Annotated in this window: 29 protein-coding genes; 7 read left to right on the forward strand and 22 right to left on the reverse strand. The window is 60.9% G+C overall.

The window, feature by feature from the left end; translation table 11 throughout:
* Positions 1–121: 121 nt before the first annotated feature.
* The 8 genes from FJ404_14395 to FJ404_14430 all read right to left on the reverse strand — a co-directional run bounded on the left by FJ404_14395 (position 122) and on the right by FJ404_14430 (position 6,947).
* Positions 122–1,126, reverse strand: a complete 1,005-nt coding sequence (locus FJ404_14395) for an acetyl-CoA carboxylase carboxyltransferase subunit alpha (GenBank protein MBM3824051.1) — start codon at positions 1,124–1,126, stop codon at positions 122–124.
* Positions 1,127–1,153: 27 nt separating this feature from the next.
* Entirely contained in the window at positions 1,154–1,630 is a 477-nt protein-coding gene (locus FJ404_14400) for a hypothetical protein (GenBank protein ID MBM3824052.1), read from the reverse strand.
* Positions 1,631–1,643: 13 nt separating this feature from the next.
* A complete protein-coding gene (locus FJ404_14405) occupies positions 1,644–1,943 on the reverse strand; it encodes a hypothetical protein (protein ID MBM3824053.1) in 300 nt (99 codons plus the stop codon).
* Complete coding sequence (locus tag FJ404_14410) at positions 1,940–2,506, reverse strand: RNA polymerase sigma factor (protein MBM3824054.1); 567 nt, start codon at positions 2,504–2,506, stop codon at positions 1,940–1,942. The genes FJ404_14405 and FJ404_14410 overlap by 4 nt, the downstream gene beginning before the upstream one ends.
* Positions 2,507–2,672: 166 nt before the next feature.
* Positions 2,673–2,852: a hypothetical protein gene (locus FJ404_14415; protein ID MBM3824055.1), complete on the reverse strand. Its 180-nt coding sequence runs from the start codon at positions 2,850–2,852 to the stop codon at positions 2,673–2,675.
* A gap of 73 nt (positions 2,853–2,925) precedes the next feature.
* Positions 2,926–5,238 (reverse strand): adenylate/guanylate cyclase domain-containing protein, encoded by a 2,313-nt coding sequence (locus FJ404_14420; GenBank protein ID MBM3824056.1) that lies wholly within the window; start codon positions 5,236–5,238, stop codon positions 2,926–2,928.
* A 73-nt stretch (positions 5,239–5,311) separates the two neighbouring features.
* A complete protein-coding gene (locus tag FJ404_14425) occupies positions 5,312–6,037 on the reverse strand; it encodes a hypothetical protein (GenBank protein MBM3824057.1) in 726 nt (241 codons plus the stop codon).
* A 67-nt stretch (positions 6,038–6,104) separates the two neighbouring features.
* Positions 6,105–6,947 (reverse strand): RluA family pseudouridine synthase, encoded by an 843-nt coding sequence (locus tag FJ404_14430; protein ID MBM3824058.1) that lies wholly within the window; start codon positions 6,945–6,947, stop codon positions 6,105–6,107.
* A gap of 140 nt (positions 6,948–7,087) precedes the next feature.
* On the opposite strand from FJ404_14430, the gene FJ404_14435 reads away from it, so the two are divergent.
* Together FJ404_14435 and FJ404_14440 are read left to right on the forward strand one after the other, a co-directional pair.
* On the forward strand, positions 7,088–7,972 hold the full coding sequence (locus tag FJ404_14435) for a DMT family transporter (GenBank protein ID MBM3824059.1): 885 nt from the start codon (positions 7,088–7,090) through the stop codon (positions 7,970–7,972).
* A 235-nt stretch (positions 7,973–8,207) separates the two neighbouring features.
* Positions 8,208–8,408: a hypothetical protein gene (locus tag FJ404_14440; protein ID MBM3824060.1), complete on the forward strand. Its 201-nt coding sequence runs from the start codon at positions 8,208–8,210 to the stop codon at positions 8,406–8,408.
* A 28-nt stretch (positions 8,409–8,436) separates the two neighbouring features.
* Here the strand turns inward: FJ404_14440 and FJ404_14445 are convergent, their stop codons facing one another.
* Positions 8,437–9,411, reverse strand: a complete 975-nt coding sequence (locus tag FJ404_14445) for a ribonuclease HIII (protein MBM3824061.1) — start codon at positions 9,409–9,411, stop codon at positions 8,437–8,439.
* A 45-nt stretch (positions 9,412–9,456) separates the two neighbouring features.
* On the opposite strand from FJ404_14445, the gene FJ404_14450 reads away from it, so the two are divergent.
* Positions 9,457–10,683, forward strand: coding sequence for an A/G-specific adenine glycosylase (locus FJ404_14450; protein ID MBM3824062.1), 1,227 nt, complete (start codon positions 9,457–9,459; stop codon positions 10,681–10,683).
* A gap of 10 nt (positions 10,684–10,693) precedes the next feature.
* Here FJ404_14450 and FJ404_14455 read toward each other — a convergent pair whose 3' ends face one another.
* Positions 10,694–11,134, reverse strand: coding sequence for an FHA domain-containing protein (locus FJ404_14455; GenBank protein MBM3824063.1), 441 nt, complete (start codon positions 11,132–11,134; stop codon positions 10,694–10,696).
* 8 nt (positions 11,135–11,142) lie between these two features.
* Here FJ404_14455 and FJ404_14460 point away from each other — a divergent pair, with 8 nt between their 5' ends.
* From FJ404_14460 to FJ404_14470, 3 genes are read left to right on the forward strand one after another with little or no spacing between them, the layout of a single operon-like run.
* Positions 11,143–12,123, forward strand: coding sequence for an FAD:protein FMN transferase (locus FJ404_14460; protein MBM3824064.1), 981 nt, complete (start codon positions 11,143–11,145; stop codon positions 12,121–12,123).
* On the forward strand, positions 12,120–12,815 hold the full coding sequence (locus tag FJ404_14465) for a hypothetical protein (protein ID MBM3824065.1): 696 nt from the start codon (positions 12,120–12,122) through the stop codon (positions 12,813–12,815). The genes FJ404_14460 and FJ404_14465 overlap by 4 nt, the downstream gene beginning before the upstream one ends.
* Before the next feature lie 5 nt (positions 12,816–12,820).
* A complete protein-coding gene (locus tag FJ404_14470) occupies positions 12,821–13,930 on the forward strand; it encodes a Gfo/Idh/MocA family oxidoreductase (GenBank protein MBM3824066.1) in 1,110 nt (369 codons plus the stop codon).
* Between the two features lie 12 nt (positions 13,931–13,942).
* On the opposite strand, the gene FJ404_14475 is transcribed toward FJ404_14470, so the two are convergent.
* From FJ404_14475 to tig, 11 genes are all read right to left on the reverse strand, one after another.
* Positions 13,943–14,644 (reverse strand): sigma-54-dependent Fis family transcriptional regulator, encoded by a 702-nt coding sequence (locus FJ404_14475; protein MBM3824067.1) that lies wholly within the window; start codon positions 14,642–14,644, stop codon positions 13,943–13,945.
* A 42-nt stretch (positions 14,645–14,686) separates the two neighbouring features.
* Positions 14,687–15,292: a sigma-54-dependent Fis family transcriptional regulator gene (locus FJ404_14480; protein MBM3824068.1), complete on the reverse strand. Its 606-nt coding sequence runs from the start codon at positions 15,290–15,292 to the stop codon at positions 14,687–14,689.
* Positions 15,289–16,086, reverse strand: coding sequence for a gamma-glutamyl-gamma-aminobutyrate hydrolase family protein (locus FJ404_14485; GenBank protein ID MBM3824069.1), 798 nt, complete (start codon positions 16,084–16,086; stop codon positions 15,289–15,291). Before FJ404_14485 ends, FJ404_14480 begins: the two co-directional genes overlap by 4 nt.
* Before the next feature lie 61 nt (positions 16,087–16,147).
* On the reverse strand, positions 16,148–16,420 hold the full coding sequence (locus FJ404_14490; protein ID MBM3824070.1) for a hypothetical protein: 273 nt from the start codon (positions 16,418–16,420) through the stop codon (positions 16,148–16,150).
* Positions 16,421–16,423: 3 nt separating this feature from the next.
* Complete coding sequence (locus tag FJ404_14495; protein ID MBM3824071.1) at positions 16,424–16,903, reverse strand: 2-C-methyl-D-erythritol 2,4-cyclodiphosphate synthase; 480 nt, start codon at positions 16,901–16,903, stop codon at positions 16,424–16,426.
* A gap of 52 nt (positions 16,904–16,955) precedes the next feature.
* Complete coding sequence (locus tag FJ404_14500; protein MBM3824072.1) at positions 16,956–18,779, reverse strand: sulfatase; 1,824 nt, start codon at positions 18,777–18,779, stop codon at positions 16,956–16,958.
* An 89-nt stretch (positions 18,780–18,868) separates the two neighbouring features.
* Positions 18,869–20,233 carry an isocitrate dehydrogenase (NADP(+)) gene (gene icd, locus FJ404_14505; protein MBM3824073.1) on the reverse strand — a complete coding sequence of 455 codons (1,365 nt, stop codon included), beginning with the start codon at positions 20,231–20,233 and terminating at the stop codon, positions 18,869–18,871.
* Positions 20,234–20,314: 81 nt separating this feature from the next.
* Complete coding sequence (locus tag FJ404_14510; protein ID MBM3824074.1) at positions 20,315–20,743, reverse strand: hypothetical protein; 429 nt, start codon at positions 20,741–20,743, stop codon at positions 20,315–20,317.
* Entirely contained in the window at positions 20,740–22,002 is a 1,263-nt protein-coding gene (murA, locus tag FJ404_14515) for a UDP-N-acetylglucosamine 1-carboxyvinyltransferase (GenBank protein ID MBM3824075.1), read from the reverse strand. Before murA ends, FJ404_14510 begins: the two co-directional genes overlap by 4 nt.
* Positions 22,003–22,011: 9 nt before the next feature.
* Positions 22,012–23,016: a peptide chain release factor N(5)-glutamine methyltransferase gene (gene prmC / locus FJ404_14520; GenBank protein MBM3824076.1), complete on the reverse strand. Its 1,005-nt coding sequence runs from the start codon at positions 23,014–23,016 to the stop codon at positions 22,012–22,014.
* A 410-nt stretch (positions 23,017–23,426) separates the two neighbouring features.
* Positions 23,427–24,764 (reverse strand): trigger factor, encoded by a 1,338-nt coding sequence (gene tig / locus FJ404_14525; GenBank protein ID MBM3824077.1) that lies wholly within the window; start codon positions 24,762–24,764, stop codon positions 23,427–23,429.
* A gap of 377 nt (positions 24,765–25,141) precedes the next feature.
* Between tig and FJ404_14530 the strand changes: the two genes are divergently transcribed.
* Positions 25,142–26,164 carry a zinc-binding dehydrogenase gene (locus tag FJ404_14530; protein ID MBM3824078.1) on the forward strand — a complete coding sequence of 341 codons (1,023 nt, stop codon included), beginning with the start codon at positions 25,142–25,144 and terminating at the stop codon, positions 26,162–26,164.
* Here FJ404_14530 and FJ404_14535 read toward each other — a convergent pair.
* The gene (locus tag FJ404_14535) at positions 26,154–26,507 is read right to left on the reverse strand and encodes a hypothetical protein (GenBank protein MBM3824079.1); all 354 of its coding nucleotides are present in this window, start codon (positions 26,505–26,507) and stop codon (positions 26,154–26,156) included. The two genes, FJ404_14530 and FJ404_14535, sit on opposite strands and share 11 nt — an antisense overlap.
* Positions 26,508–26,535: the final 28 nt, after the last annotated feature.

A 26,535-nucleotide genomic window follows, 5' to 3' on the forward strand; every position in this document is an offset into this window, starting at 1 on the left:
GGGCTTCCCGTGCAGTCCGGGCTTCTGATACAGCTCTTGCAGCCGGTGACCTCCCCAGGGTCGTTCAAAGGGCAAGGGCTCGAAAACGAGCGGGGGCAAATGGGCCACGGCAAATCCAGCTTCAAACCGCCGGAGCCTTGGCCGGCGTCCCCGAGGCTCCCCCTTTCCGCTCCTCGAAGGGACCGAAAGAACGAAACTTTCGATATCGCTGCTTGAGCCGCTCCGCTCCCGGAATGCGAAGGACTTCCTCCAAATGCCGAATCACATGCTCCTTCAAATTGGCCGAAGCCTCGCCTGGGTCATTGTGCGCGCCGTCCAAGGGCTCGGGAATCACCGCGTCCACCAAACCCAATTGCCGCAAATCTTTCGCCGTGATCTTGAGCGCTTCCGAAGCTCGCGGCGCGGCGGTTCGATCTTTCCAAAGAATCGCGGCGCAACCTTCAGGACTGATGACGGAATAATAGGCGTTTTCCATGATCAAGACGCGATCAGCGACGCCAATGCCCAGTGCGCCGCCCGACCCTCCCTCGCCGATGATGACGGCCACAATCGGCGTTTCCAGGAGCATCATCTCGCGCAAGTTCACCGCAATGGCTTCGGCGATATGCCGCTCCTCCGCGCCGACACCGGGATACGCCCCCGCCGTATCAATCAACGTCACCACGGGCAGGCCAAACTTGTCCGCCATCTTCATCAAACGAAGCGCCTTCCGATATCCCTCGGGATGGGCAGACCCAAAATTGCGGAGGATATTCTCCTTCGTGTCCCGCCCTTTTTGCGTGCCGATCACCATGACCCGGTGTGAACCCAGCTTGGCGAAGCCCCCCACCATCGCCGCGTCATCCGAAAAACAGCGGTCGCCGTGCAATTCCTGGAAATCCGAAAAAGCGGTGCTCAAGTAATCCAGCGTGTAAGGCCTTCGTGGATGCCTTGCCAGTTGAACGCGCTGCCAGGGCGTCAAATTCGAAAAGATCTGCCGGCGAGTCTCCAGGATCTTCTTTTCAATGCGGTGAATCTCCTCCTCAAACCGTATCTCCAGAGTGTGAGTTTCCGGATGCTTCTTGAACTCGTCGAGCTTTCTCTGCAACTCAAGGATTGGCTTCTCGAAATCAAGGTGGTGCTTCATGCAGTCGGACGAATCCAGTCGATTCCACTATTCCTTGGAGGACGCTTTGGAGGCATCTCCGTCGCAACACGGCTTGCGTCCCTGCCCGTCCGGGTTCGAACTTGCCGCCGCCGGGGTCCATTTGCCGCGTTTCCTCGAACTGCTTTCCCGCCGGGCGATCCACGTTTGCATCAGGGGCTTCTGCTCGGCGGTAAGTTTCTCCGCGATGCGGGCGTCGGAATCGGCGAACAGCTGCTGCATGCGCTCATGCGTGGCGGCGTGCATGCGCCTCACTTCCTCCGTCGTCTCCTGCAAGATCGGCTCCACCTGGACCACCTGCGCGTCGGTCAACCTGAAATGGACGCGCATGTCCTGGGAAATGCGCTTGACGATGTTCTCCCGGGAAGGCCGCTGGGTCCATCGCTGCTTGCCCTGCGCATACCCCCACACACCACCGAGCACGCCGCCGGCGAGAAAAATCACCGCGAGAAACAGGGCCGCCTTGGCGGGTGAGGGTGGCTTCATGGGGACAAGGGGTTCAATGCAAATATCCGAAAGCCACCACCAAATCCGGCTCCGACACCTGATCGTAGGGCGATTCCTGGCCGATCTCGAAATAGGCCAGCGAGACTCCGAACACAATCGCCGCCACCGCCGTTCTCAAAACCCATCGCAACATCGGGGTCAATGTCCTCCAAGCCAAGTCTCCCTCCATCCTCGCGCCACGGCGGTATTCTTCGAGCAACAGCCGCTCAAAACCCGGCACCATGGCTGGATTGGAAACAGGCGCCGCCTGGGATGCAGACCGGATTAAACGGTCGAAAGGATCGTGTTTCATGACTGCCGCTCCTTCATGAGGAATTCAAGATGCTTCCGTAATTTGCCGCGCGCGCGAAAGGCGCGAACTTTGATGAGAGCGATGTTCCAACCGGTCTTCTGCCTGACTTCTTCCAGAGAATACCCTTCCAAATGAACCAGGCGTATCACCATTTGATCCTCGGGCGAAAGCCGCTCCATCAACCGGTCCAGCAGATCTTTGGACGCCACGGAATGCCCGGGCTCCAACTCTTCCTCGGTGGAAGCCAGCGTCTGAATCACCTGTTCTTCCTCCTCGCTCAGGTCCGCCAGCCGCAACTCAGGCCGCACCCGCTCGCTTTCAATCTGATTCAGACAGGTGTTCACCGCAATGCGCGAAACCCAGTGGGCCAGCGGAGCGGGACCCCGATACTGATCGAGCTTTGCGAACACTTTCATGAACACCATTTGCACCAAATCTTCCTCGCCCGTGCGCCGGGTTCGATGCGATCGCACCACCCGCCAAACCACGGGCTCCAAATGAGCCACCAATCGCCGAACCGCGTCCTGGTCGCCTCGACGGACCCCGCCCAGGCACTCCGCCATGTCAAGTTCCTGCTCCTGACCTGGACCGTAAGACCGGGCCGAAGACCCGGACTCAACTCCTTGAGACCGAGATTTCGGAAGGTCGGTTACAAGGGCATGCCCCCAAGTCGTCGCCTGGAGAGCATCCACCGTTTCGGCGCGCTTATTCACCGGATCAATTCAGTCCCTACCCTACCCTTCCCGGTTGGCCTTGCACAGAAATTTCTCGAGAGGATGCCGTGGCTCCGTGTATCCCGATGTTGTTGGTAGGGCGGGCCTGTCCCAGCCCGCCGCCCACGGGATGCAAAACATCATGCTCCGGCGGCGCGCCGGGACGGACGCGCCCTGCCTGCATCACCGGCAACATCGGGATGCACCGGCCGTGGCTCGGCGCATCCGCAAATCGTCGGGGCGCGCCGTCCAAGGCGCTGCCACGCGCATCACGGACCATCTGGGGATGCAATGGCCGTGGCTTCGGAGGCGGATTCCTCCCACGACACCAGAAAGATTCTAATCTGCGACCGAATTCCCTTCACCGATACCGAAGGCAGTTCCACGCAAGTTTGAGCAAGTTCCGGAGCTGTCTGCTTCAATTCGAAATACGCCGCTTCGCTGATCACAATGCGATCGCGGCCGGAAACTCCCTCCAATCGGCTCGCCAAGTTCACCTCCCGCCCGAAGACGGTGAAATTCATAATGTGGGCCTCGGACCCCATCAAACCCACGGTTACTTTCCCCGCATTGATGCCAGTGCCAAGCTTGAGGATGGGCTGGATGGGCAGTGGATCACGCCCCTGTTGCATCCGGCTCACGTTCTCCTGCTGGCGTCTTTCATTCTCCGCCGCACGCTCCACATTCAGCGCTTTGATTCCACGCTGCACCTCGATGGCGGCCCTCACCGCATCCGCCGCATGATGGGGATTCTCGACCGGCGCGCCCCAGAAGGCCATCACACAATCCCCGATGTACTTATCCAGGGTCCCTCGATGTCGCTTGATGGTTTCCGCAACGGTCCCCAGATATTCGCTGACCGTTCGCAGAGTTTCACTGGCGCGCGCATCCAGGAATTTTCGCGCCTCCTCCGAACTCATCCCCAGTTCCTTCACTCTGAGCTCCGCTTCGGCCTGTGCCGTATCCGTGAACTCCGTGAATCCCCGCACATCCGCGAACAACACGCTCACGTGCCGTTGGGCGCCCCCCAGCACCAATTGTTCCGCCGAAAGCAGTTCTTGCACGACTTCGGGCGCGACAATGCGGGAAAAAATGGTTTTCACACGCTGCCGCTCCTTCATCTCGAAGGCCACCCGGTAACTGATCAGCGCCGCGTGGGCCAGCCCGGGCCCCGCCACCGCCGGAATCACCACCGGCAGCCAGACATTCGAGGTGAGGAAAACCCACCAGGACAACCCCATCCCCGCGAAGCAATAAACGCCCACCAGCGTCGTGGCCCAAATCATCCGATCCGCCTTCCACGTCGTCCACGCACTCAAAATCGTCAGCAGCGTCAGGAGCCCGAGTTCATAGCCCACCGGCACTCTCGAAATAAACCCGCCCGTGATCAAGGTCCGCGCAATGTTCCAGTGCTTGCTCACCAGGAACGTCTCTTTGTCCAAAGGCGTCGCGCCCAAATCCGCCAACTCATTCCCTGTGGACGTCGATCCCACTACCACCAACTTTCCGGCAAAGCGATTGGTCAGTCCGTCCGCCTCGCCGGCCTCTCTCAAAACATCGCGCGCCAGCAAGGCCGAAATGGGCTCTTTGTCCACCGCCGCGCCGGAAAAGGGATGAGCCCAGTCGATCAGCATCCGCGCGTGACGGTCCACCGGAATCGTGACTGCGGGGCCCCCGGATTTCGCGGGCAGCACGATGATTCCCTCCTCGAGTTCGACCTTGGCTTGCCCCAAATCGAGATCGAGTTCGAGGGCGGCCAAGGCAACGCCCAACTGCCAAACGCGCTGGTGAAGATAAGGAGGAGTCGGTGGGTCCGCCTCGTTTCCAGTCAGTTCCGAGAGCTTGAAACGGCCCTCAGCATTGCGCTCCAATTCATATTCCCCTCCATCACGCAGCCGGAACAGGATGCTCTTTTCAGTGACCACCGCCCGGTCCAACTCAAAATCCAGCGCCCTCGCCTGCTGCACAATCGCGGGATGCCACACGGTGTAATCGATGAAAACTCGAGCCCGGCGCAAGATGGAGTCCGCGTCGCGATCCGTTGAAACATCTCCAATCCCCCAGGCATTGGTGCGAAAAAGCTCCGGAGGAATCGCATTGCTGTTGGCGGCGAGGAGCACCCGGCCGTGCTGGCGTATTTCTCCCGCAAAAAACTCGTCTGACGTCACCGCCTCGACTGCGGACCGCCGGACCGGCGCATGATCTGGCCTCAAGTCATAGAACAACACGTCGAACGCCACCCCCTTGGCGCCCTCACGTCTCAACTCCCGCACCGCTCTGCCATACACATGCCGCGGCCAGTAGAGTCCAAACTGATAGCCCAATCTCCCATCCAACACCGCCGCCTGATCCTCATCCCCCACCGATACGAACGCCAGCGGAACTCGAGGATCCGGCCCATCCGACTTCCGAATCTGGGAAGCCCAGCGCATCTTCGTGTCGTAAGCCACCCATTCCATGCGCTGGAATAGATCCCCCTCGCCGAAACCATTCTCCTTTGAGACCACCAGAAGAAGCGCCATCGCTCCCAGGCAAATCGCCGTGATGAGGACCGGGATCGATGCTGGAGGAAGGCGTCTCACCAGAAAAAAGAAAAACAAAAAACCCGGGGCAACTCAAGGCTGCTCCGGGTTTTGAAGAATACGATATGAAGTCTCAGTTCGCTGTCGGGCTATTGGCCTTTTCTTTGGAAATCACGGGCGAAACAAACGGCTCGCTCGGCTGGATGATGACAACCCCTTCAGGACCGCCCGTGTTGATCACCAGATCGTTGAGGTTGGCCACCGAATCGCGCAGTGTCCCCGCATCGATCGGTGTCGGACCGCCTCCAGTGGGAGTAAACGATTCACCGCCACGAACGACCTGGTTACGGCCCGCGCCAAACGCAACCAAAACCTCGCCGCGGATCACGCGGAAGACGCCGTTGGCGCTGATGTCGTACTCCGTGCCTTTAATGGCGGCAACACCCACGGGCGTCTTGACTTCATACTTCGAAGCTGCCGCCAGCTTATGGACGCGGCCCAAAATACGGCCTGACTTAAGATCAAGCTGCGTTTCGATCACCGAATCGCTCCCGGTCTTGTCGAAGGAAAGTTTGTCAAGCCCCACCTCGGTGTTCTCGGTCACACGAACCACCGGGCCGTTGATGTCCAAGAACAGGTCCACCGTGCTTTGAGGCTGGGTGCGAATCTTCGCGCCCGGGTTCAGAACCTTGCCTACCTTCAAAGCCAGCCAACTGCCGCCATCGGAATAATCGGCCGTCCCGCGAACGGAACGCACTACCGCCCTGCCGGTTTCCGCCTGAACGCTGGCCATGACGACCAGAGCCGCAAGCCCAAAGCCCAATACCGCCGATCTCGTAAAGCTTCCTGAGAGTCTCATAGTTCTCCTAATAGTCGTAATCGGTGTTGATCGAATCGAAGGGATTTTAGGGTGGACGCTTCAAAAGTCAACGCGTTTGTTCGCCAAAACTCGACCCTGCAACCGGTTGGGAAGGTCGTTTCCCCTCCGATGCAACCCCTTGAAAGCCAAACTCACGTAAAAAACCCTCGCTCGAGGCCTCAATGACAACCTCACACTTCCGAAAGGGATCCACATACTTCAAGGACACCGCTCGCAACCCCAGTGGATGTGCGCCCCGGTCCCTCCCCCCGCCTGCCATCCCTTCACTTCCGTAAAGCGGATCTCCCACCACCGGAAAACCAAGCCGCGCCAGGTGAATGCGAATCTGATGGGTTCGCCCCGTCACCGGCCTCGCCTCAAGAAGCGAGTAGCGGCCGGAACGCTCCAAAACCTCAAACCCAGTCAAAGCGTCCTTCCCCTCCCGAACATCTATCCGCACCCGCCCCGGCTCTCGCGGGTCGGGGGCGATCTTCAAGCGGCAATCCGTTCGAACCCAGTCCGGACTCCCTTTCACCACCGCCAAATACCGCTTTTCCACCTTCCTCTCTTCAAAAAGTTGCCCGTAGGCCTCCACGGCCCCCGGACTGCGCCCCAGCAACAAAACTCCGCTGGTGTCGCCGTCCAGACGGTGGATATGCCGCACGAACTTGATGTTCCTTGACCGAGCCCAAAAGTCCCCGGCCGCAATGGAGGAAACCAAAGCCGCATGGAGATTACGCTGGGTCGACTGCCAGTTGAAGGGGACCAACATCCAGCCCGCCGGCTTGTCCACGGCTAACACCGACCGATCCTCGTGCAGGATCTCAAAGCGATGTCGATCGCGCGGAGGACCAAGCTCGATGAAAGAACGTGGGTCAGGCAAATTTCCGTCTCGACGAGGTCTTGGCATGTGCGGATGGCCATGGTTTCCATCCGGCCGTCCAACCCCACTATCCCCGCCCCCCGCTCAGGGAGCAATCGGGAATTGACAACGCCGCCACTCCAACGTTCCGTCGCGGCAGCGCGGCGGTGCCGAGCGAGCCGCCCAACATGTCGCGATCCTATCTCCTCCTGCCCTTCGCCGCCGCGGTGATTTTCGCGCTGAGCACGTTGTGCTACAAACGAGCCTTGAAGGAGGGCGCGAGTCTGTCGTCCGTTTTTGCCCTGACCAACCTGGCTCTTTCCTTCGTCTTTCTGCCCCTGCTCGTGGCGGCTCCAAGCCCCATTCCCTGGGATCGCTGGTTCCATCCCGCGACGGCGGGAGCGTTGTTCTTCCTCGGGCATCTCTGTCATTTTCTGGCCTTGCGCCGCGGCGATGTTTCCGTGGTCACGCCCATCATGGGAGCCAAGGTTATTTTGGTCGCTTTGCTGGCTGCGGGATTATTCGACGCGCGGCTTTCGCCGGGAGACTGGTGGGCCGCGGTGCTGGCCGGGGCCGGCGTCATTTTGATGGGTGTATCCGACTCTCGGCCGGAAGGGAATTCCACGGCGACGATCCTGCTGGCTTTGGCCAGTTGTCTCGCCTTCGCCCTTTGCGACGTGTGGATTCAGCAGTGGGCGGCGCCATTCGGCATCTGGGGATTCGTGGCCATCTTGTTCCTCACCGTGGGTTGCGGAGGCCTCCTCGCCATGCCGCTGTTTCGGGGCCAGCCCTCTCGCCTGCCACCGGCAACGCGCAAATGGCTGGCCGCCGGCATCGGACTCACGGCGCTGCAAGCCTTGCTCATCAGCACCAGCATCGGCATCTGGCGCGATGCCACCGGCGTCAACGTCGTCTATGGTTTGCGCGGGGTCTGGGGCGTGGCGCTGGTCTGGTGGATCGGCCACCGGATGGGCATCACCGAAAGACGGGAAGCCGGAACCACACGAATGTCTTGGAGATTGTTCAGCGCGTTCCTGGTGGTACTCGGCGTCGTGCTCACGGCCCTTTCCTAAGGAATCGCGCAACCATGAATTCCGATTTTCCCGCGCCAGGATTTTGACCTGGAGCAAGGCGCACTGAGGGAGCATGCCCTGGCCATGGGCCTGTGACCGAAGTGGAACGATGCTGCAGGTCAAAAGAACCAGCGAGAAAACCGGAAGTCAATGTGGCACGGTTCCTAAGGCATGAAACTTCGGGCGCTGCTCCCGTGTGCTTAAGTCAAGCGGAGGCGTGCCTCCGGCCAAAATCATGAAATGCCTGATCTTGCTCTTTTGCTGGCTGATCCTGCTGGCGGTTTGCTGGCCGCTGGCGCTGGTGGCTTTGGTGCTCGCGCCACTCGTCTGGATTATTTCGATTCCTTTCCGAGTGGTCTTCGCCTGCGTCGAAGGAGTGCTGGGACTCGAGCTGGGTCTACTGCTCCTGCCCGCCCGGCTTCTGCGCAAACTCTAATCCTGCAAACGGCGATCAGTATCCCGCATCAATCGGGATCAATCCGCGCAGGTCCGGCAGAAGCTTCAGGGCCGGAAACTGGCCCGCTTCCCGCATTGCTAAAGTGGAGCTTGGCCACTTCTCCGAGCTTTTGCCGTCCATGCAGCGCCACAAACGCTCCCACCGCCTCCCGAACTTGCGCCGAAGCGCCTTTGGGTAATCTCACGCCAAAGGATTTCTCCAATCCCTCCAGCCGGCTGACATACGCGTGCCGCGCCAAAATCGATGCCGCCGCCACAACGGGGTCCGATTCCGCTTTGGTGCGCTGAATCAGCTCCAGCTGCCGGCCTCGTTTTTGCAGGGCGCTCTGGACCACTCTCGGGTCACGCGCGAATTGATCCACCACAATGCGAACCGGCGGGGGCGCGAGGCCGGGATGCCTCTCCAACAAATCCTCAATCGCCCGTCCATGCGCCCAGGCAAGCAGCCGGTTCAGGTTGCCGATCTTTTCGTAAAGGCGATTGTAGGCGGGGTTGCCGATGGGAACGACGGAACAGGCCGCCCCGGGCGTGGCCCGGATCAAGTCATTCAGCTTCTCGATGGATTTCGGACTGGAAATCTGTTTGGAATCCCTCACGCCTGCAGCGATCCAGTCTTTGACAATGGACTCATTGGCATAAACCGCCGCCGCGCAAAGCGGTCCGAACAAGTCGCCTTTGCCGCTTTCATCGACTCCAATCCGCGGAATGGCCAGTTCCGGATTGGCCACGGTTTCATAACCCAGCGTCGCACGCCCCAACACTTCGGGCTCAAGCACGAACTGGACGAAATCCTGCGTGCCTTTCCCTTGCGCGACGAGCTTGCCCGAAAGGTAGTGCGCCACCGAGACACCTTCCTTTTGACAGGCGAAGGTGGTGTGGGGCGCTTCCCGAAATTTCCAACTGCGCTCCAGCAGCAGTTCCCGAAGCTTCTTGGCCTGCGCGGCATCCAATGCGCACGTGTACGAGTTGATAGGAGCGGACATGGCGGTCTTGCGCCGGATTTGCGCCGGGACAAGGATGCCTCCATCATGCGATCGACACGGCGAAGGGCAAGCTCGGGAAAAAGGATTCCGGATCGATCTCGACGGACTGCTCCCGCCGCGCCCCCCTCCGCTTCGAAACAACACCTTCCGTTCACGACCGTTGCTGGCCAGTTGATCCAGTGGTTTCGGCGGGTTCAACGGCCTCTGCCCTGGCGTCAGACGTCCGATCCTTATGCGATCTGGATTTCAGAAATCATGCTCCAGCAAACCCAAGTCGCCACCGTCATTCCCTATTGGGAGAGGTGGATGCGCGAAGTGCCCGGCGTGAGCCGCCTCGCGGCTCTTCCGCTCGCAGAAGGCCTGCGGCTTTGGCAAGGACTGGGCTATTATCGGCGCCTGCGGCATGCGATTGCCGCCGCCGGCGTCATTGAATCGCAGCATGGCGGAGTTTTTCCAACCGAACCAGCGGCGATCGCGGCCTTGCCCGGAGTGGGCCGCTACACCGCGGGTGCCATCCTCAGCATTGCCTTCAATCACCCGGCGCCTGTGGTGGATGGCAACGTGGCCCGGGTCCTGGCTCGTTGCTTGGGTATCGATCAACCGCTGACCCAGCGCGAGGTCATCGACAGGCTCTGGTCGGTGGCGGCGGACCTCGTGAATGCGGCGGCATCGCTGCAAGCGCTTGCGGGGCGGCGCTGTTCAGAGGTCAATCAGGCGCTCATGGAACTCGGCGCCTTGGTCTGCACTCCGCGTTCTCCAGCCTGTCCTCAATGCCCCCTTGCAAGCTGCTGCCGGGCCTATCGCCACAACCTCACCGATTCGATCCCCAGGCCGAAGCCCCGTCCCAACCTGGTACGCCAGACTTCGGTCGCTCTCGCGGCTTTCCACCGTGGCCGGGTCTGGCTCGAGCAGCGTCCGGACCAAGGCGTCAACGCCGGATTCTGGCAACTGCCCGGACAAGAGCTGCGTTTTTCGACTCGCGGCCGCGAACACCGGCAAGCCGCCCTCAGCCTGGCCCAACGGTTTGGAATCGAATCCTTGGAGGATCTCGGACGCTTGGATCACACGATCATGAACCGCCGGATTACCCTCCGGGGTTTTCGAGGAGAAGCCGGACTTCGTATCGCTCCGCAGTCCAATCCCAAGGGCGGGTGGTTCGCACCCTCGGCGTGGTCCCGAATGCCGATCCAAACGAGCCACCTTGAGCTGCTCGCGCGCGCACGCAAAAAGGGAGCCCGAGCCCGAAAATTTCAAGTCACGGAATCCGTCTGAAATGACTCGACTAGGCGAGATAGAACACCGTGTCTCCAACCTTGAAAGATTGATTCAACTGCAAGACGGCTTTTCCGGAAATACGCTGACCCGCGACGAAAGTCCCGTTCTTCGAGCCCAAATCCTCGAGGACAATCTGATTTTCGTCACGCGTCAGCTTGCAGTGCTTGCGGCTCGCCTTGGTGTCTTTCACCACGATGTCGCAATCCTCGTCACGCCCAATCATGACTTCTTTCTTGTGGGCCAGAATCGCCGCCGCACCCGGAGTCGCCGGGGTGAGGCCGATTTTCAGGCTTCCGGATCCGGGTTCTTTGGGCGTCGTCATGAGCCCACCATGCACATGTCCCCTCCTCGAGGGCAAGCTTGACGACGGACCCGCTCGACAAGAGCCGAAGAACTCGCTCACAGTCCAGAGCCAGCCCCCGCTTGCGGCCGATCCGCCGGGGCCCATGTTCCGGATTGAACTCGTCTTGTATCACGGTCGCCCGCCTGGCCATGGCCACGCGCTTCGAAATCGCCCTCCACGGGGCGAGCCCGGAACAACTGCGCGCCGCTGCCGAGGAAGCGCTGGATGAGGTCGAACGTCTCGAACAACGCCTCAGCTATTTCCTCGAGGGGAGTGAGATTCGGCGCCTCAATCTCCAGGCGGCGGCGGGCTCCGTCCGCGTCGATGCGGAAGTCTTCCAACTGCTGCGACGCGCCAAGCGACTCAGCGAGGCCACCCAAGGCGGTTTCGATCCCACCATCGCTCCGTTGATGAGAGCTTGGGGATTTCGCGGCGCCGCTCCCGCAGGTCCCGAGGAAATCGCCCACGCCCGGTCCCTCCTCGGCATGAATCTGGTTGAACTCGACGAAACGCGCCAGGCCGTGCGCTTCGCCAAACCTGGGGTCGCACTCGACCTTGGCGCCCTCGGCAAGGGCTACGCCGTCGAACGCGCTCTGCTGATTCTCCAAGAGGCAGGCATCGAACACGCGCTGATCCACGGAGGCACCAGCAGCGTGCACGGGCTGGGCCGCCAGCCGGACGGCTCGCCGTGGAAAATCGCCCTCGAAGCGCCCTCCGCGCCGGCCGCCACGACACAGCCTCCATCACCGCCCCGTCCCTGGGCGGTGGTTCCGCTCCAAAACCGCTCCCTTTCCGTTTCCGCAATCTGGGGCCGGCGATCCAAGCCCGATGGCAACGCCCGCAGCCACGGCCATATCATCAATCCCCTCACCGGCGCTCCGGAATCGAACGCGGTCCTCGCCGCAGCGCTCTCGGATTCAGGAGCGGACGTCGATGCCCTTTCCACGGGCTTGATGGTGTTGGGGGAAGCGGGCTTGAATCACTTGCCGGACCGATTTCCAAACGCGGGTTTCTTCCTCGCTTCCCAATCCGATCGAGACGGCACGATCCAACTGGCTCATCACGCGTTTCCCGGAGTTCTCTCGCCGTCATGAAAACATTCCGAACTCTCCTCATCGGCCTGTTGTGCGCAGGCACGCTGGTTCGCATTCAAGCCGCGGGCCCCTTCACGCCACCGGGCAAGCAAAACCCCACCCATCCCAGCGTCACCAATGCGGCCGTCACTCCGCTGGGCGGAGGCGAATTTCGAATCGGACTCATCCAGTTCCGAAAAGATCCTCCCTCCATTCGCTTCCCCGCCACCCTCAACATGACACGAGGCATCTTGGAATACGTCCTGGTCCATGCCGATGGAAAAACCCATGAAAGCCTTCTCAAGACCGACGCCCAGCCCCTGCACCTGCATCTCGCGGCGCTGCTTTCCGGATTGGCGCCCGGCACGAACAATCCCGGCCTCAAGACGCCCACCCTCTTGCGATTGACCGTCGAAGCGACTCTCGAGAACGGAACCACCCATCCGGTGCCCCCGGAACTCTGGATTCAACACAAGCCCGCGGGGAAATCCTTGAGCCCCGGCCCATGGCAATACCTCGGCTCGCGCACGTCCGAAGGAGTCTTCCTCGCGCAACGGGATGGTTCGATCATCTCCTTGATCACCGACCCGGACGCCTTGATCGGCAACCCGCGTCCCGACCGCGATGGCGATGACGCCTGGCATGTCGACAGTTCAAGCGTGCCTCCACTGCACACTCCCGTTAGGGTGCGGCTCGAACGTTGGAAACCCTGACCACCATGTCACAAACAAGACTTACCAGATGGGGCCTCCTCGGGGCCGCCGATATCGCGCGCAAGAACTGGAAATCGATCCTCCTCTCCGGCAATGGCGTGGTCGCTGCCGTCGCCAGCCGCGAACTCGCTCAATCCGAGGCCTTCATCCGCGAAAACCAGGCCCATGCTCCCATGCCGGTCGCCCCGAAAGCCTGCGCCGGTTACGAGGCCGTGGTGACGGACCCCGCCATCGACGCGGTCTATGTGCCTGTTCCCACCGCCTTGCGCGGAGAATGGGTCATCCGCGCCGCCCGCGCCGGCAAACACGTGCTCTGTGAAAAGCCATGCGCCCGGGACGCCGCCGAACTCACCCGCATGCTTGAGGCCTGCCGTGACGCCGGGGTTCAGTTTATGGACGGCGTCATGTTCATGCACAGCCGCCGCCTGAACGCCATGCAGACGGCGTTGCACGAGGAGAAGGCGATAGGACGCATCCAACGCATCACGTCCGCTTTCAGCTTCTGCGGCGATGAGGGATTCCTAAACAAGAACATCCGCTTGCATAGCGGACTCGAACCTCATGGCAGTGTTGGGGATTTGGGATGGTATAACATCCGCTACACGCTCGCCGTCCTCGGAGAAACATTGCCCCGGCGGGTGCAGGGACGTTTGCTCAAGGAAGCCGGGCGGCCCGATTCACCCGGTCCGGTTCCGCTGGAGCTCACCGCCGAAATGGAATTCGACGGCGGCGTGTCCGCGGGATTCTACTGCTCATTCAACGCGGGGGATCAACAATGGGCTCGCGTCAGCGGGACGGAGGGGAGCTTGGTCATCGACGATTTCGTCCTGCCCTTTTTCGGGTCCCAGGTGCGATTTCAAATCGAGAAAGCCTCGTTTCACAAGTACGGGTCCGATTTCAACATGGAACCCGCCCATCGTGTGGTCGCGGTTTCCGAATACAGCAACAGCTATCCCAACGCCCAGGAATCTCTGATGTTCAGGCGCTTCAACCATCTGGCTCAATCGGGAAAACCCGACCCTTATTGGCCTGAATGCGCGATGCGAACCCAGCGGGTCATGGACGCGATCCTGCGCTCCGCCCGATCCGGAGGAGGCCCCGTCGAACTGGCTTGAATCCCGCCCGGCTCAAACCTGGATGCCGTAGGCCTTGATCTTGTTGTAGAGGGTTTGGCGCCCGATGCCGAGGCGTTTGGCCGTCTCAACTTTGTTGCCCCCGGTTTCCTTCAACATTTGAATGATGGCGTTTTTCTCCACGCCTTCCATCAGGGTCATGTTCGGCCATTGTTCGGACTGGCCGTCCTCAGGAGCGGAAGTGATGGAGAGGTCCTGAACCTCGATCGTACGGCCTTCGGACCTCAGCACCGCACGTTGAACCTCATTCTGCAGCTGCCGCACGTTGCCGGGCCATTCGAACCGAAGCAAGACCTCCTCGGCGGCGGGAGCGAATCCGGCCAGCAACCGCCCCGCCTGCGCGGCGTAACGCCTCAGAAAACTGTTGGCCAGCGGTAAAATGTCGTCCTTGCGATCACGCAACGGAGGCAAGTGCAACGCGATGGCGCTAATGCGGTAAAACAAGTCCTCACGCAATTTGCCTTCCTTGATCGCCTCCTCCGGCCGGCGGTTGGTCGCCGCAATGACCCGGCAGTCGGTCTTGCAGGTGGAGCGTCCACCCACGGGCCGAAGCTCCTTTTCCTGCAACACACGAAGCAGTTTGCTCTGCGTCTCAATGGGCATTTCCGCCAACTCGTCCAGCATCAGCGTGCCCTTGTCCGCCTGTCGAAAAAGCCCGTCACGATCCGTCGTGGCGCCGGTGAACGCGCCTTTCACGGAACCGAACAATTCGCTTTCGATCAGATCCCGCGGCAGCGCCTAGCAATTGACTTTGATGAGCGGACCGCCGCAGCGCGGACTCAGGCTGTGAATCAAGTCGCAGACGACTTCCTTGCCCGTGCCGCTCTCCCCGGTAATCAACACGGAGACGTCCGTCGGAGCGACGCGTTCAATGACACGCAGCGCCGCCTTCATCGCCGGACTTTGAAAGACCGCGGGCGTGCTGCCGCTCAAGGTCGAGACCGCCTGGCGCAACGAGCTGGCTTGGCCGGAAAGCCGCTTGTGCTCAATCGCCCGCTCGATGAGCAGCATGAGCGCCTTGGTCTCAAACGGCTTGGCTTGAAAGTGAAAGGCGCCTCGTTTGGTCGCCTCGACCGCGGCGTCGAAGGATCCCCTTCCCGTCAGCACAATGACCTCCGTCTCAGGCCAGCTCCGCTTGATCTCGGGCAGCAGATCAAGCCCCTCGGCGTCCGGCAGACCCAGGTCAAGAAGCACCGCATCCGGCTGGGGGCCCTCCTTGAACATCCGGTGCAAATCGGCCGCGTTCGACACTTCGCTGGACTCGAACCGGTGGAATTCCAGCATCGATCGAATCACCTCGCGGATCATGCTGTCGTCATCGACAATCAAAACTCGTCCATTCATGGCGCGGACTGGGGTTGCGCGCGGCAGGCGCGTGTAAAATCGAGGAACAACTTTCTGAAACGCGGGTAACGGACCGCCAGACGCTCGGGATGAAACTGAACCGACAGAAAATAAGGGAGGCCATCCGCGAACTCCGGTTTGAACTCGGCCGCTTCAACCAGACCGTCGGCACTCCATCCCACGGCCTGGAGCGGACCGGCCAAATCCTGAAGGGCCTGATGATGGGTGCTGTTCACCCCCAACCGACGGGCACGAAAAATCCGCGCGAGTCGTGAACCCTCTGCCAGAAGGATGTCATGGACCGCCCGGTCCTTCAAATCCGGGCGGTTATGGCGCACGTCGGATGGGTGCTCGGTGGGAAGATCGACGAAAAGCGTGCCCCCCAAAGCCACATTGACGAGCTGATGGCCCCGGCAAATGGCAAGCAACGGTTTCCGAAACCGAAACACTTCCCGCACGAGCATCAATTCCAACGCATCCCGTTCGGCGGAAACCGGACTCAATGTCTTGCTCAAGGCGGAGCTGACCGCCGTCCGGTAAAGCGAGGGCTGTAAATCGTCCCCGCCGGTCAACAACACTCCGTCGCAGCGCGCAACCGCCTGTTCCACCACGGCTGGGTCTGGTGAGACCGGCAAGACCAGTGGAAGTCCCCCGGCGTCGATGATCGCCTGAACGTAACGATGAGATACGCTCAGCGAAAGATCATCGAATTCCACCCCTTTGCGCTCCACGCTGGCGCTGACCAGGATGAGGGGATTCAAGTTGTGCCTTTTCGATCGCCGCACTCGATGGATTTACAGGATTATTGAGACAAAGCGAAGGGGATAAACAAACCACGCCCTCGCGCAAACGGTACTAAGGAACTTCGGCGTCCGGAAAAAGTTCTTGAATGGTTTTTCGCAGGCGCGGGAACTCCTCCGGGGGCAGCAGCCTGCGGCGCATGCGCCTTTCGACCGCGTCCAACAATTCGAGCCAATCACTCAACGGAGGCGTCTCCAGGCGCTTCCACGGGTCGTAACGCTTCTCGCGATCAAAGAAAAGCCACCGATCACCGACGCGGCGGGCATACACCTCACGGCGGGTGCCATCCTCCGTTCGCCCCGTCCAGCCGATCTCAGCCTTGGCCATGACTCAAGCGGGCAAGTCCACGGCCGCCACCGCCATCGCGGCGATGCCTTCTCCCCGGCCCAAAAAACCCAGGCGCTCGTTGGTCGTGGCCTTGATCCCCACGCGATTCGGGCGGATACCCAGGGCCTGGGAAATGTTCAGCTTCATTTTCTGAATGTGGGAAGCCAGTTTGGGGTCCTCGCACAGCAGCGTGGCATCCACGTTCACGATCTTGCCTTGATGGAAACCCACCTGCCTGGCGGCTTCCTCCAGAAAGATCCTGCTCGGCGCCCCCTTCCAGCGGGGGTCCTTGTTCGAAAAGAAATGGCCGATGTCTCCCTCCCCCATCGCCCCCAGGATCGCGTCGCAGATCGCGTGCATTAACACATCCGCGTCGGAGTGACCCTCCAAACCCCGGGGAAAGGGGATCTCCACCCCGCCCAGAATAAGTTTGCGCCCCTCCACCAACGGATGAACATCGTACCCAATGCCGGCGTGAACCATGAGTCGAAACTAGAGTTCCTGCCGGTCTCGACCAAGCAAATTTCACCGCGCTTCAACGCCTCCCTCGAATCGACTCCAGCAACCTGGGCCCGTACTCCGCCAACCGCGCGTGTGCCTCCGGATCCTTGTCGGGCACAAGGTCATTCCAAAGGGATTGCGCCTTCGCCCCCAGCCGCTCGATGGCGTTGAGGGCTTGAATCGACGCATAAACCCCATGCCGATCCGCCCTCGCGTGCTGGGACAAGACCAACAAAGCCTGCCGAGCCGGTTCGCCTCCCATCGGCACGATCAATTCAGCCGCCCCAATCCGCACCGCCGCGCTCGAATCAAGCAGCGCTTTCCCCAACTCGGGAACGAATTGTGCCGCCACTTCAGGGCCCCGCACATGAATCCCTGTCATCGCCCAGGCCCTCACCGCGGCATCAGACGAGCCCATGTCCCGCCGCAACTTCTCGATCGACCGCTGATCCCGAGTGCGACGAGCCGCGCGCTCGGCCGCGGCCAACACAAGGTTCATGGGATACCCTTTCGGATTCCGGCCCCATTCGCCCGGCGGCCGGCCTCCCGCCCGCTCGTGCATCCCCACCTCCCCCGCGAAACCAAGATCCCGAACCTCCCGCAAATGGTTCTGCTGGGCCCGTCTCAAACGCCTCAGCGTCCCCCGATGCTGGTAGGACCCGGCCAGATTGCGGACCTCATCCGGATCCGCGTGCAAATCATAAAGCTCCTCCTCGGGCTTGGGCTCCCAGAAGAAGGTGCGCGGAGGCTCAAGTCTTCCCTCGTCGTAAAGGGACTTCCACACGCGGGTGGTGGGCGTTTGGAACATGTAATCGATCCGCTGGCCGTAGGGTAAATGCGGCATGTAATTCCGGATATAGACATACCGCTCATCCCGGGTCGAGCGCACCAGATCAAGCCGCTCGTCCATGCGTCCGCGCTCGCCATGCAAATAGCCTGGCCCGCGCTCCTTCGCCTCAGGCCCCATAAAGGGCACGCCTTGCATCTCCCTGGGAACCGGCGCTCCCGCCAGACTCAACAGGGTGGGCGCGAAGTCGACAAAACTCACCAGACGCTCGGAGACCGCGCCGGGCGCGTATTCCGGCGGGGCCAAATGCCTGAACTTCGGGGGGACATGAACCAGCAACGCGACCTCGAGACCGGAATTGTAAGGCCAGCGTTTGCTGCGGGGCATGCCGCAGCCATGATCCCCGAAAAAAAAGACGATGGTGTCGCCGGCCAAACCCGCCTCCTGCAACTCCGCCAGCCTTTGACCGGCTTGGCCGTCGATCGCCGTCACCTGGTCGTAAAACTGCGCCCAATCACGCCGAACCTCGGGGGTGTCGGGATGATAGGCGGGAACACGCGCCCGAGCGGGATCATGCCTCAGTTCATGCGGACGCGATCGAATCCGGCTTTCGTGGCTCTGCGTGAAATTGAAGACGGCGAAGAACGGCTTGCCCGGCGGGCGCCGGGACCAGTGCGCCCGGGGCGAAGAATCATCCCACACCGGGCCCCTCGGTTCGACGTTGTAGTCCTCCTTGCTGTTGTTCGAGCAGTAATAACCATGCTCCCGAAGCAGTTGCGGATACAACTTCATCCCCGCGGGCAGCTTCACGTAACTGCGCATGTGCTCCGCGCCCAAACTCGAGGGATACAGCCCCGTGATCAAGGCGGTGCGGGAGGGCGCGCAGACCGGAGCGACCGACCACACATGCTTGAACCGGAGACTGCGCCGCGCCAGACCATCCACCTGCGGCGTTTCTGCATAGGCATCGCCGTAACACCCAAACTGCTGGCCTGTGTCCTCACAGGTCAGCCACAGAATGTGCGGACGCCCTGGGGAAACCGGCGCGCAGACCGCGCCTGCCGGACCCATCCAGACCCCAAACAGCGCGGCAAACAGGCGGACGAAAAAACCATGCCTCGGCATCGCCAAGTGTCCCCCCGCGCACACCAACCGCCCGATCATGCCATGTGGCTGATGAGATTGTCGGCGAATTGTGAGCACTTGATTTCCGTGGCGCCTTCCATCAAGCGCGCGAAATCGTAGGTGACCTTCTTCGAGCCGATCGCGCCGTTCAAGCCCTTCAAAATCAGGTCTGCCGCTTCCGTCCAACCCAAATAGCGCAGCATCATCTCTCCCGACAACACCACGCTGCCGGGATTCACCACGTCCTTGCCCGCGTACTTGGGCGCGGTCCCGTGGGTCGCCTCGAAGATCGCGTGACCGGTCACATAGTTGATGTTGCCGCCGGGCGCGATGCCGATGCCGCCCACTTGCGCCGCCAGCGCGTCCGAAAGATAATCTCCATTCAGGTTCAACGTCGCGATGACATCGAAATCGTCGGGCCGCGTCAGCACCTGCTGCAACGTGATGTCGGCAATGGCGTCCTTCACGAGCAATCGCCCGGCGGCCAGCGCCGCCTTCTGTTCCTCGCTCGCCGCCGCTTCACCCTGCGCCTTCTTCGTCCGCTCATACTGCGCCCAGGTGTAAACTTTGTCCCCGAAAATGCGCTCGGCGGCGGAGTATCCCCAGTCGCGGAAGGCCCCCTCGGTGAACTTCATGATGTTTCCCTTGTGCACCAGGGTCACGCTGCGCCGGCGATGCCGCAAAGCATACTCGATCGCGGATTTCACCAGCCGGATGGTCCCCACGTTGGACACCGGCTTGATCCCCAACCCCACCTGCACCGGGATGTGGGACACGTCATGATCGGGCGCGGCCTGTTTCATGTACTCCGCCATCCGTTGCGAAGTTCCGAAACGAATCTTCGCAAAATCCTTGGGAAACTCGCGCGCAAGAAAATCGAGCACTTTCTGAGCTTCAGGCGAGCCGCCCGCGTACTCGATGCCCGCGTAAATATCCTCCGTGTTCTCGCGGAAAATCACCATGTCCACCTTCTCGGGATGCTTGACCGGCGAGGGCACACCCCGAAAGTACTGCACGGGCCGCAAACACACATAGAGGTCAAGCATCTGGCGAAGGGCGACGTTGAGCGAGCGAATGCCTCCCCCGACAGGCGTGGTCAACGGCCCTTTGATACCGACCAAAAACTCCCGGAAAGCCTCCACCGTGTCGTCCGGCAGCCAGTTGTTGAAACGCTTGAACGATTCTTCACCGGCAAAAACCTCGAACCAGGCGACCTTGCGCGACCCGCCATACGCTTTCCTCACCGCGGCGTCGAAGACCCGCTCGCTGGCGGCCCAAATGTCGGGCCCCGTGCCGTCCCCGCGGATGAAAGGAATGACCGGCTGATCCGGAACCCGCAGGGTTCCATTCTGAATGCTGATCTGGCCGCCGGCGGGAGGAGTAACTTGAGTGTATGGCATGTTGGGGCGTGACGATTAAGGTTCTAAATTCGGGCGGAATGTTCCGTTTCCACCCGAAGGGTTTCAACCCTAATCAACGCTTCACCGAAAGCTGTCGTGGAGCTTCTTGAAACGGTCGTAGACGGGAGAATCAGACGGCAACCGCGCCGCCAGCTCGTTCAAGACCCGCCGCGCCTCCCCCCGGTTGACCGTCCCGATCAGGACGACATAATCAAGCTCGATGGCCGCGAGCCGGGGATCCCTGATCAAGCGGCGATTCTGGTCAAGCCACTGCTTCAACGGTGTTGGACCCCGGCTCTTCGCATTCTGAAATCCCGATTCCAGCGACTCCGGCATGCCCGGCAACGGCCCCTCCGCGGGAGCCGGGGTTTCCCCGGATTTTGCTGCTCCGGGCCGAATGACTGTGGTCTGGTCTTTCGGCGCTTTCTTGACCCTCAACCATGCATCGTGGCCCTGCCGCCCAACCCAGAGGAGAGCGCCTAAAATCAGGAGCCAGATGAGGAATTTCATTCTTCGGCAATCCGGGAGACCTTGGCCCCGAGCCGGGTCAGCTTGGAATCAATTTTTTCATAGCCCCGGTCCAGGTGGTAAATGCGCTTCACAACCGTTTGACCTCGGGAGACCACGCCGGCAATGACCAGGGCCGCCGAAGCCCGCAGATCGCTCGCCATCACCGGCGCCCCGCTCAATGGCCGGCCTCCCTTCACAATCGCGCTCGGCCCTTCAATGGCAATATCCGCGCCTAACCGGGCCAGTTCGCTCACATGCATAAAACGAGACTCAAAGATGCGTTCCGTGATAATGCTGATGCCGTTCGCGAGGGTCATCAGGACCATCATCTGCGCCTGCACATCGGTGGGGAAACCGGAATAGGGCAGCGTCGTGACGTCCAAGGGCCGAAGGGAGCGGCCCCGCGAAACCACAAGATCCGACCCCCGCCGCTCGCAGCGCACCCCGGCTTCGCGCAGCTTGTCCAACACCGCCTGCATGTGTTCCGCCCGCCCGCCCTTCAGCGTCACCTCGCCGTCGCTCGCCGCCGCCGCAATCGCAAAGGTCGCGGCTTCGATGCGGTCCGGGATCACCTCGTGCTCCGTTCCGTGCAGCTCCTGAACCCCCGAGATGGTAAGGGTCGGACTTCCAGCCCCTTGGATCCGGGCCCCCATCGCATTCAAAAAACTCGCCAAGTCGGTGATTTCCGGCTCGCACGCCGCGCTTTCGATGACCGTGACCCCCTCCGCCAACGTCGCCGCCATCATCACATTTGCCGTGCCCAGCACGGTCGGACCCGCCCGCCCGCCCAGAAAAAGCTCCGCCCCTCGCAGCCTGGGCGCGCGCGCCACCACATAACCGTTTTCCACCGTGATCTTCGCCCCCAAGGCTTGCAATCCCTTCAAATGAAGATCCACGGGCCTCGATCCAATCACACAGCCTCCCGGCATCGAAACCTTGGCCTTGCGCAGCCGGGCCAAAAGAGGACCCAGGATGCAAATCGAGCCGCGCATTTTCCGAATGAGATCGTAATCCCCAAACCCCTCCAACTTGCGCGCGCGCACCTTGATCACACCGGACTCGATCGACACTTCACAACCCAGCGAACTCAGGATCCGGCCCATGAATCGCACGTCGACAAGATCCGGCACCCGGCGGATCAAGCAAGGTTCCGAAGTCAACAAGGTTGCCGCCAGAATCGGCAGGACCGCGTTCTTCGCGCCGCTGATTTCGACCTCCCCATGCAAAGGAGTCCCGCCCTTGATCAGTAATGCTTCCATGATGCTGAACTATCGACCGGCCACCAAATGGCGCCGCACACGATGGTAATCCTCGATCACTTCCCTCACAATCCAGTTCTCACCGGTCAGAATCGCGGCCACGGATTCTGCCTGCCCAAAACCCACCTCCATCATCCAGACGCCCCCCGGATTCAATCGCGACGTCCCTTCCCGCGCCAGCCGCCGATAAAAATCAAGCCCATCGACACCGCCATCAAGGGCCAGACGCGGTTCGAAACAACGGACTTCCGGTTCCAAGGCCCCCAGCTCCCCTCTCGGAATATAGGGTGGATTCGACACCATGAGATCAAAGCGTTCATCCGCCTCAAGGGCTTCGAATCCATCTCCAAGACGCCAGGCGAGACGCTCGGCGCAACCCGCGCGCTCCCCGTTCGCGCGCGCGCAATCCAGCGCAGCCTTCGAAACATCAATGGCGATCACTTCGCACCGGGGTTCATGAACCGCCAGCGCAATCGCCAAACAGCCGCTCCCGGTCCCCACGTCGAGCGCGCGCAACTCCTTCGTACCGGTGCGTTCCCGCAACCAAGTCCACGCCCGCTCGGCCAGCAACTCCGTTTCCGGACGGGGAATCAACACGTCCGGCGAAACCGCAATCTCCAATCCGCAAAACACGGCGGTGCCCAGAATATATTGCAACGGCTCGCGACGTCCCCTTCGCCGCACCATCTCCCTCAATGCATCCACGGCGCTGGGTTCAAGTTCACGCTCGAAATCCAGATACAGCTTCAACCGCGGGATCTTCAACACCTGGGATAACATCCATTCCGATTGCAATCGTGGAGATTCCACCCCGCGCCGCTCCAGATACTCCGCGCTCCGTTGAATGGCTTCCAACACCCTCATACCGCCGGTCCCTGGTGCACTCCGAGAAGAGGGAGCATCCAGAGGTTTTCGGTGACCGGGTTGTCGTCGTAACGCAGACAGCCCTGTCTGCTGTGACGCAGGCTGCCCAGCCTGCCGGGCGACGAAGGGAACCCGGCGCGTGGAGAGCATGGATGGGCCTCGTTTTTCACCCGCCGGGCCGACGGGCCGTCGGCGATACGGCAGGCTGGGCAGCCTGCGCCACACGACAGACCACTTCGGAATACGCGGCTGAGAAGATCCCAGGGAACTCCGCAGTTGCGTCGCTGTCGAATCATCCGACCATTGGAGTTCATGGATCGCTCCTGATCAATCTTGTTTCAGAAGCCCGCTTCTTTATCGGTGAATCCAGAGGTTGTCGGTGACCGGCTTGTCGTGGTAACGCAAACAGTCCCGTCTGCTGTCGCGCAGGCTGCCCTGCCGGCGGGGCCACCAGGTGCGTGGAGAGCATGCAAGGGCCTCGTGCTCCTCCTCGACGAATCCAGCGCCCCATCCGATCTCGCCGCGGCCCAGCTTCTCGTCCGACCCGGGCCGCGACTGAATCAGGCGGGAGGAGTCGCCTCGCCTGTCGAGATGGAAGGAAGCAGTTCCTCAACCTTCGCGTTCAATTCGAGGAAATCGAGGACCTTGCTGTTGGCAATTTGCTGCCGGATTTCAGTGATGGCATCGCGTTCCTGCAACTGCTTCACCAATCGTTCGGGCTTGATGCCGTTTTGGCGCGCCATCATCAGGATGCGGTGGGTGATTTCCTCGTCCGTGGCCTTGATCGATTCCTTCTCGGCGATGCGGCCAAGAATGAAAGCCGTTTTGACCCGTTCCTTGGCGCTCTCGTTGGCGAAATTGTAAATCTCGTTTTTCTGCTGATCCAAAGCGTCCTTGGACAAACCCCGTTCCTGGTTCTCCTTGACGATGTCATAAACCACCGACTTGGTCGTCGCCTGGACCACGGCTTCGGGCAGCTCGAATTCCACCCGGCTCAACAGATGCCCAACCAGTTGGTCGCGCACGAGCTGTTTCCGCTTGTAGGCCGCCTCATTCTCCAAGTCGGCACGCACCCCGTCCCTCAGTTTCAACAGATCTTCCGCGCCAAACTGCTTGGCAAATTCGTCATCCAGGGACGGTAGCTTCTTCACTTTCACGCCGCGAAGGGTGACCTGGTAATCGCCTTTCTTTCCCGACAACGGCTTGGAAACAAAATCCTCGGGGAATTGCACCGATACGGACCGGGTTTCCCCGATGTTCGCGCCGATCAATTGCTCCGTGAATCCAGGAATAAAGGAATCCTTGGCCACATACATCCAGAAATCCTTCTTCTCCGTGAGGCCTCGCGCCGTGGGAGCAAATTCCGTCAAGGGTTTGCCCTCGCTCGTGCCCTGATAATCCACCACCACGAAGTCTCCATCCTGGACCGGACGCTCCACGTCCTCGAACGCCGCTCGTTCATCGCGGAGGACATTCAGGGCGCGCTCGATGTCGGCGTCGGTGACAATCCGTGTTTCGCGTTTGACCTCGATGCCCTTGTACTCCGGAAGTTCGAACTCAGGCACGATCTCGATGGTCGCCGCGAACTGGAAGGGTTTCCCTTTCTCAAACTGGATGTCCTCGATGATCGGTTCGCCGATGACCCGAAACTTCTCCTGTCTGACCGCGGCATCAAAATGTTTCCCCACAAGCTGATGGCGGGACTCGCGCTCGATGCGGGGGCCAAAGGATTTCAAAATCAGATGCTTGGGGGATCGCCCTGGACGAAATCCCGGCAATTGCGCTTGGCGGCGATACTGATCGGCCACCTCTTCGAAGCTGGCATCGACAGCCTCCGCCGGCACGTCGAATTTCAATAACTTCTTGCACGGACCCAAATGCTCAACAGTAAAATTCACAAGCGTTCCTTTCAAATCAGCGCCGCCAGAACCGGTCTAACCGGCCCCGCCCACGACCTCATCATCGTGACTCGATGAGAAAGCCGCGACTTGACGCGAGCCGGGAAAAATACGCGCCGCTACTTTTGCGCGTCAAGTCTCGCATCGCCCCTCTATTCAAGGATTCAAGGACCGTGTATCCCGATGTTGTTGGTCGGGCGGGCCTGTCCCAGCCCGCCGCCCACGGGATGCAAAACATCATGCTCCGGCGGCGGGTCGAAGGACGACCCAGCCATGCTCCGGGGCAAAATGAGAACGACTGGGGGTTGGGTCCCTGCCGTTGACTTCAGGTTCATGGAATCGGCATGCTGCACGGAAACCAACCCAAGACCGTTCTCATGAAATCCCCTGGCGTCGTTAACTTCGCCCGCGAACCCTTCAGCGTCGAACTGCGCGAAATGGAGAAACCGTCCATCGGACCCGCCGACGTGTTGCTCGAAGTGGCGTCCGTCGGCGTGTGCGGCAGCGATTTGCATCAATGGACGGGCGACCACGGTTGGCCGGTCAATTATCCGGTGGTCCTCGGGCACGAGTTTGCCGGGGTCATTCTGGAAACGGGCGCCCAAGCCCACGGTTGGAAGGAAGGCGACCGTGTCGCCAGCGAAACCGCCGCGGTCGTCGACCTCTACAGTCCGCTCACTCGGCAGGGGCTTTACAATCTGGACCCGAATCGAAAAGGTTTTGGATACGGGGTTCACGGGGCGATGACCAAGTACGTTCGCGTGCCGGCTCGCTGTCTCCACCGGCTGCCCGATTCACTCCCGTTCGAACTCGCCGGACTGACCGAACCGTGCTGCGTGGCCTACAACGCCGTCGTGTTGAACGGTCAGGTCAAACCGGGCGACCGGATTGTGGTGCTGGGACCAGGACCGATCGGCATCCTTTGCGCTGCGATCGCGCGATTGCAGGGAGCCGAGGTTGGAGTGGTGGGATTGGAGCGGGACCGCACCCGGCTCAAGGTGGCCGAACAATTCGGCTGCCAAGCCCTGGTCGGAAACCTTGAGGAATGGGTGCGCCAGGGCGATGGTCTGGGCGTGGACGGCGTGGTGGACGCCGCTGGGATTTCAGCGACGCTGAGAACGGCGCTTGAGGTCGTGCGTCCCGCCGGATGGATTTCGAAGGTGGGGTGGGGGAAGGACCCCTGCGGATACACGCTCGACCCTCTGGTTCAGAAAAACGTGACCCTCAAGGGAAGTTTCAGCCACAACTGGCCCATTTGGGAAAGAGTGATTCGGCTTCTAACCAGCGGGGCGCTGGACGTACGAAAGATTATCGGCGGTGTATGGCGATTGGAGGAGTGGCACGAGGCATTCGAAAAAATGCACTCGGGTCACATCGTGAAAGCGGTGCTCAAGCCTTGAGCGCCTCGAGGGAGCGAGATTGCTTTCGCTTCCAGAAGAGAAAGAACAGCCCCAAACCGATGCCGGTGGCGAGCGCAGTCTCAGCAGGCTCGGGCACAACCGTCACAAACCGGCTGGCCAGCAGAGTGGTCTTTTCGCTGGCATTGATCGTGAAGTAACCTGCCCCATCGGGAGCGACATTTGAAATATCAATGATCCCCACGCCGCTCGCATGCATCAGCCGCTTGTTGTCGGTGTCAGGGGATGGATGCTGGAGGCCCAGCGCATGCCCCACTTCGTGTGCCACCAAAGAGGGATCTACATTGGCGATGCTGGCCTGCACGACCGAAAGGATATGGTTCAAAGTCGAGAATCCTTGCGCACCGGTAACG

This window comes from Verrucomicrobiota bacterium, assembly GCA_016871495.1.
Taxonomy (GTDB): Bacteria; Verrucomicrobiota; Verrucomicrobiia; order Limisphaerales; family VHDF01; genus VHDF01.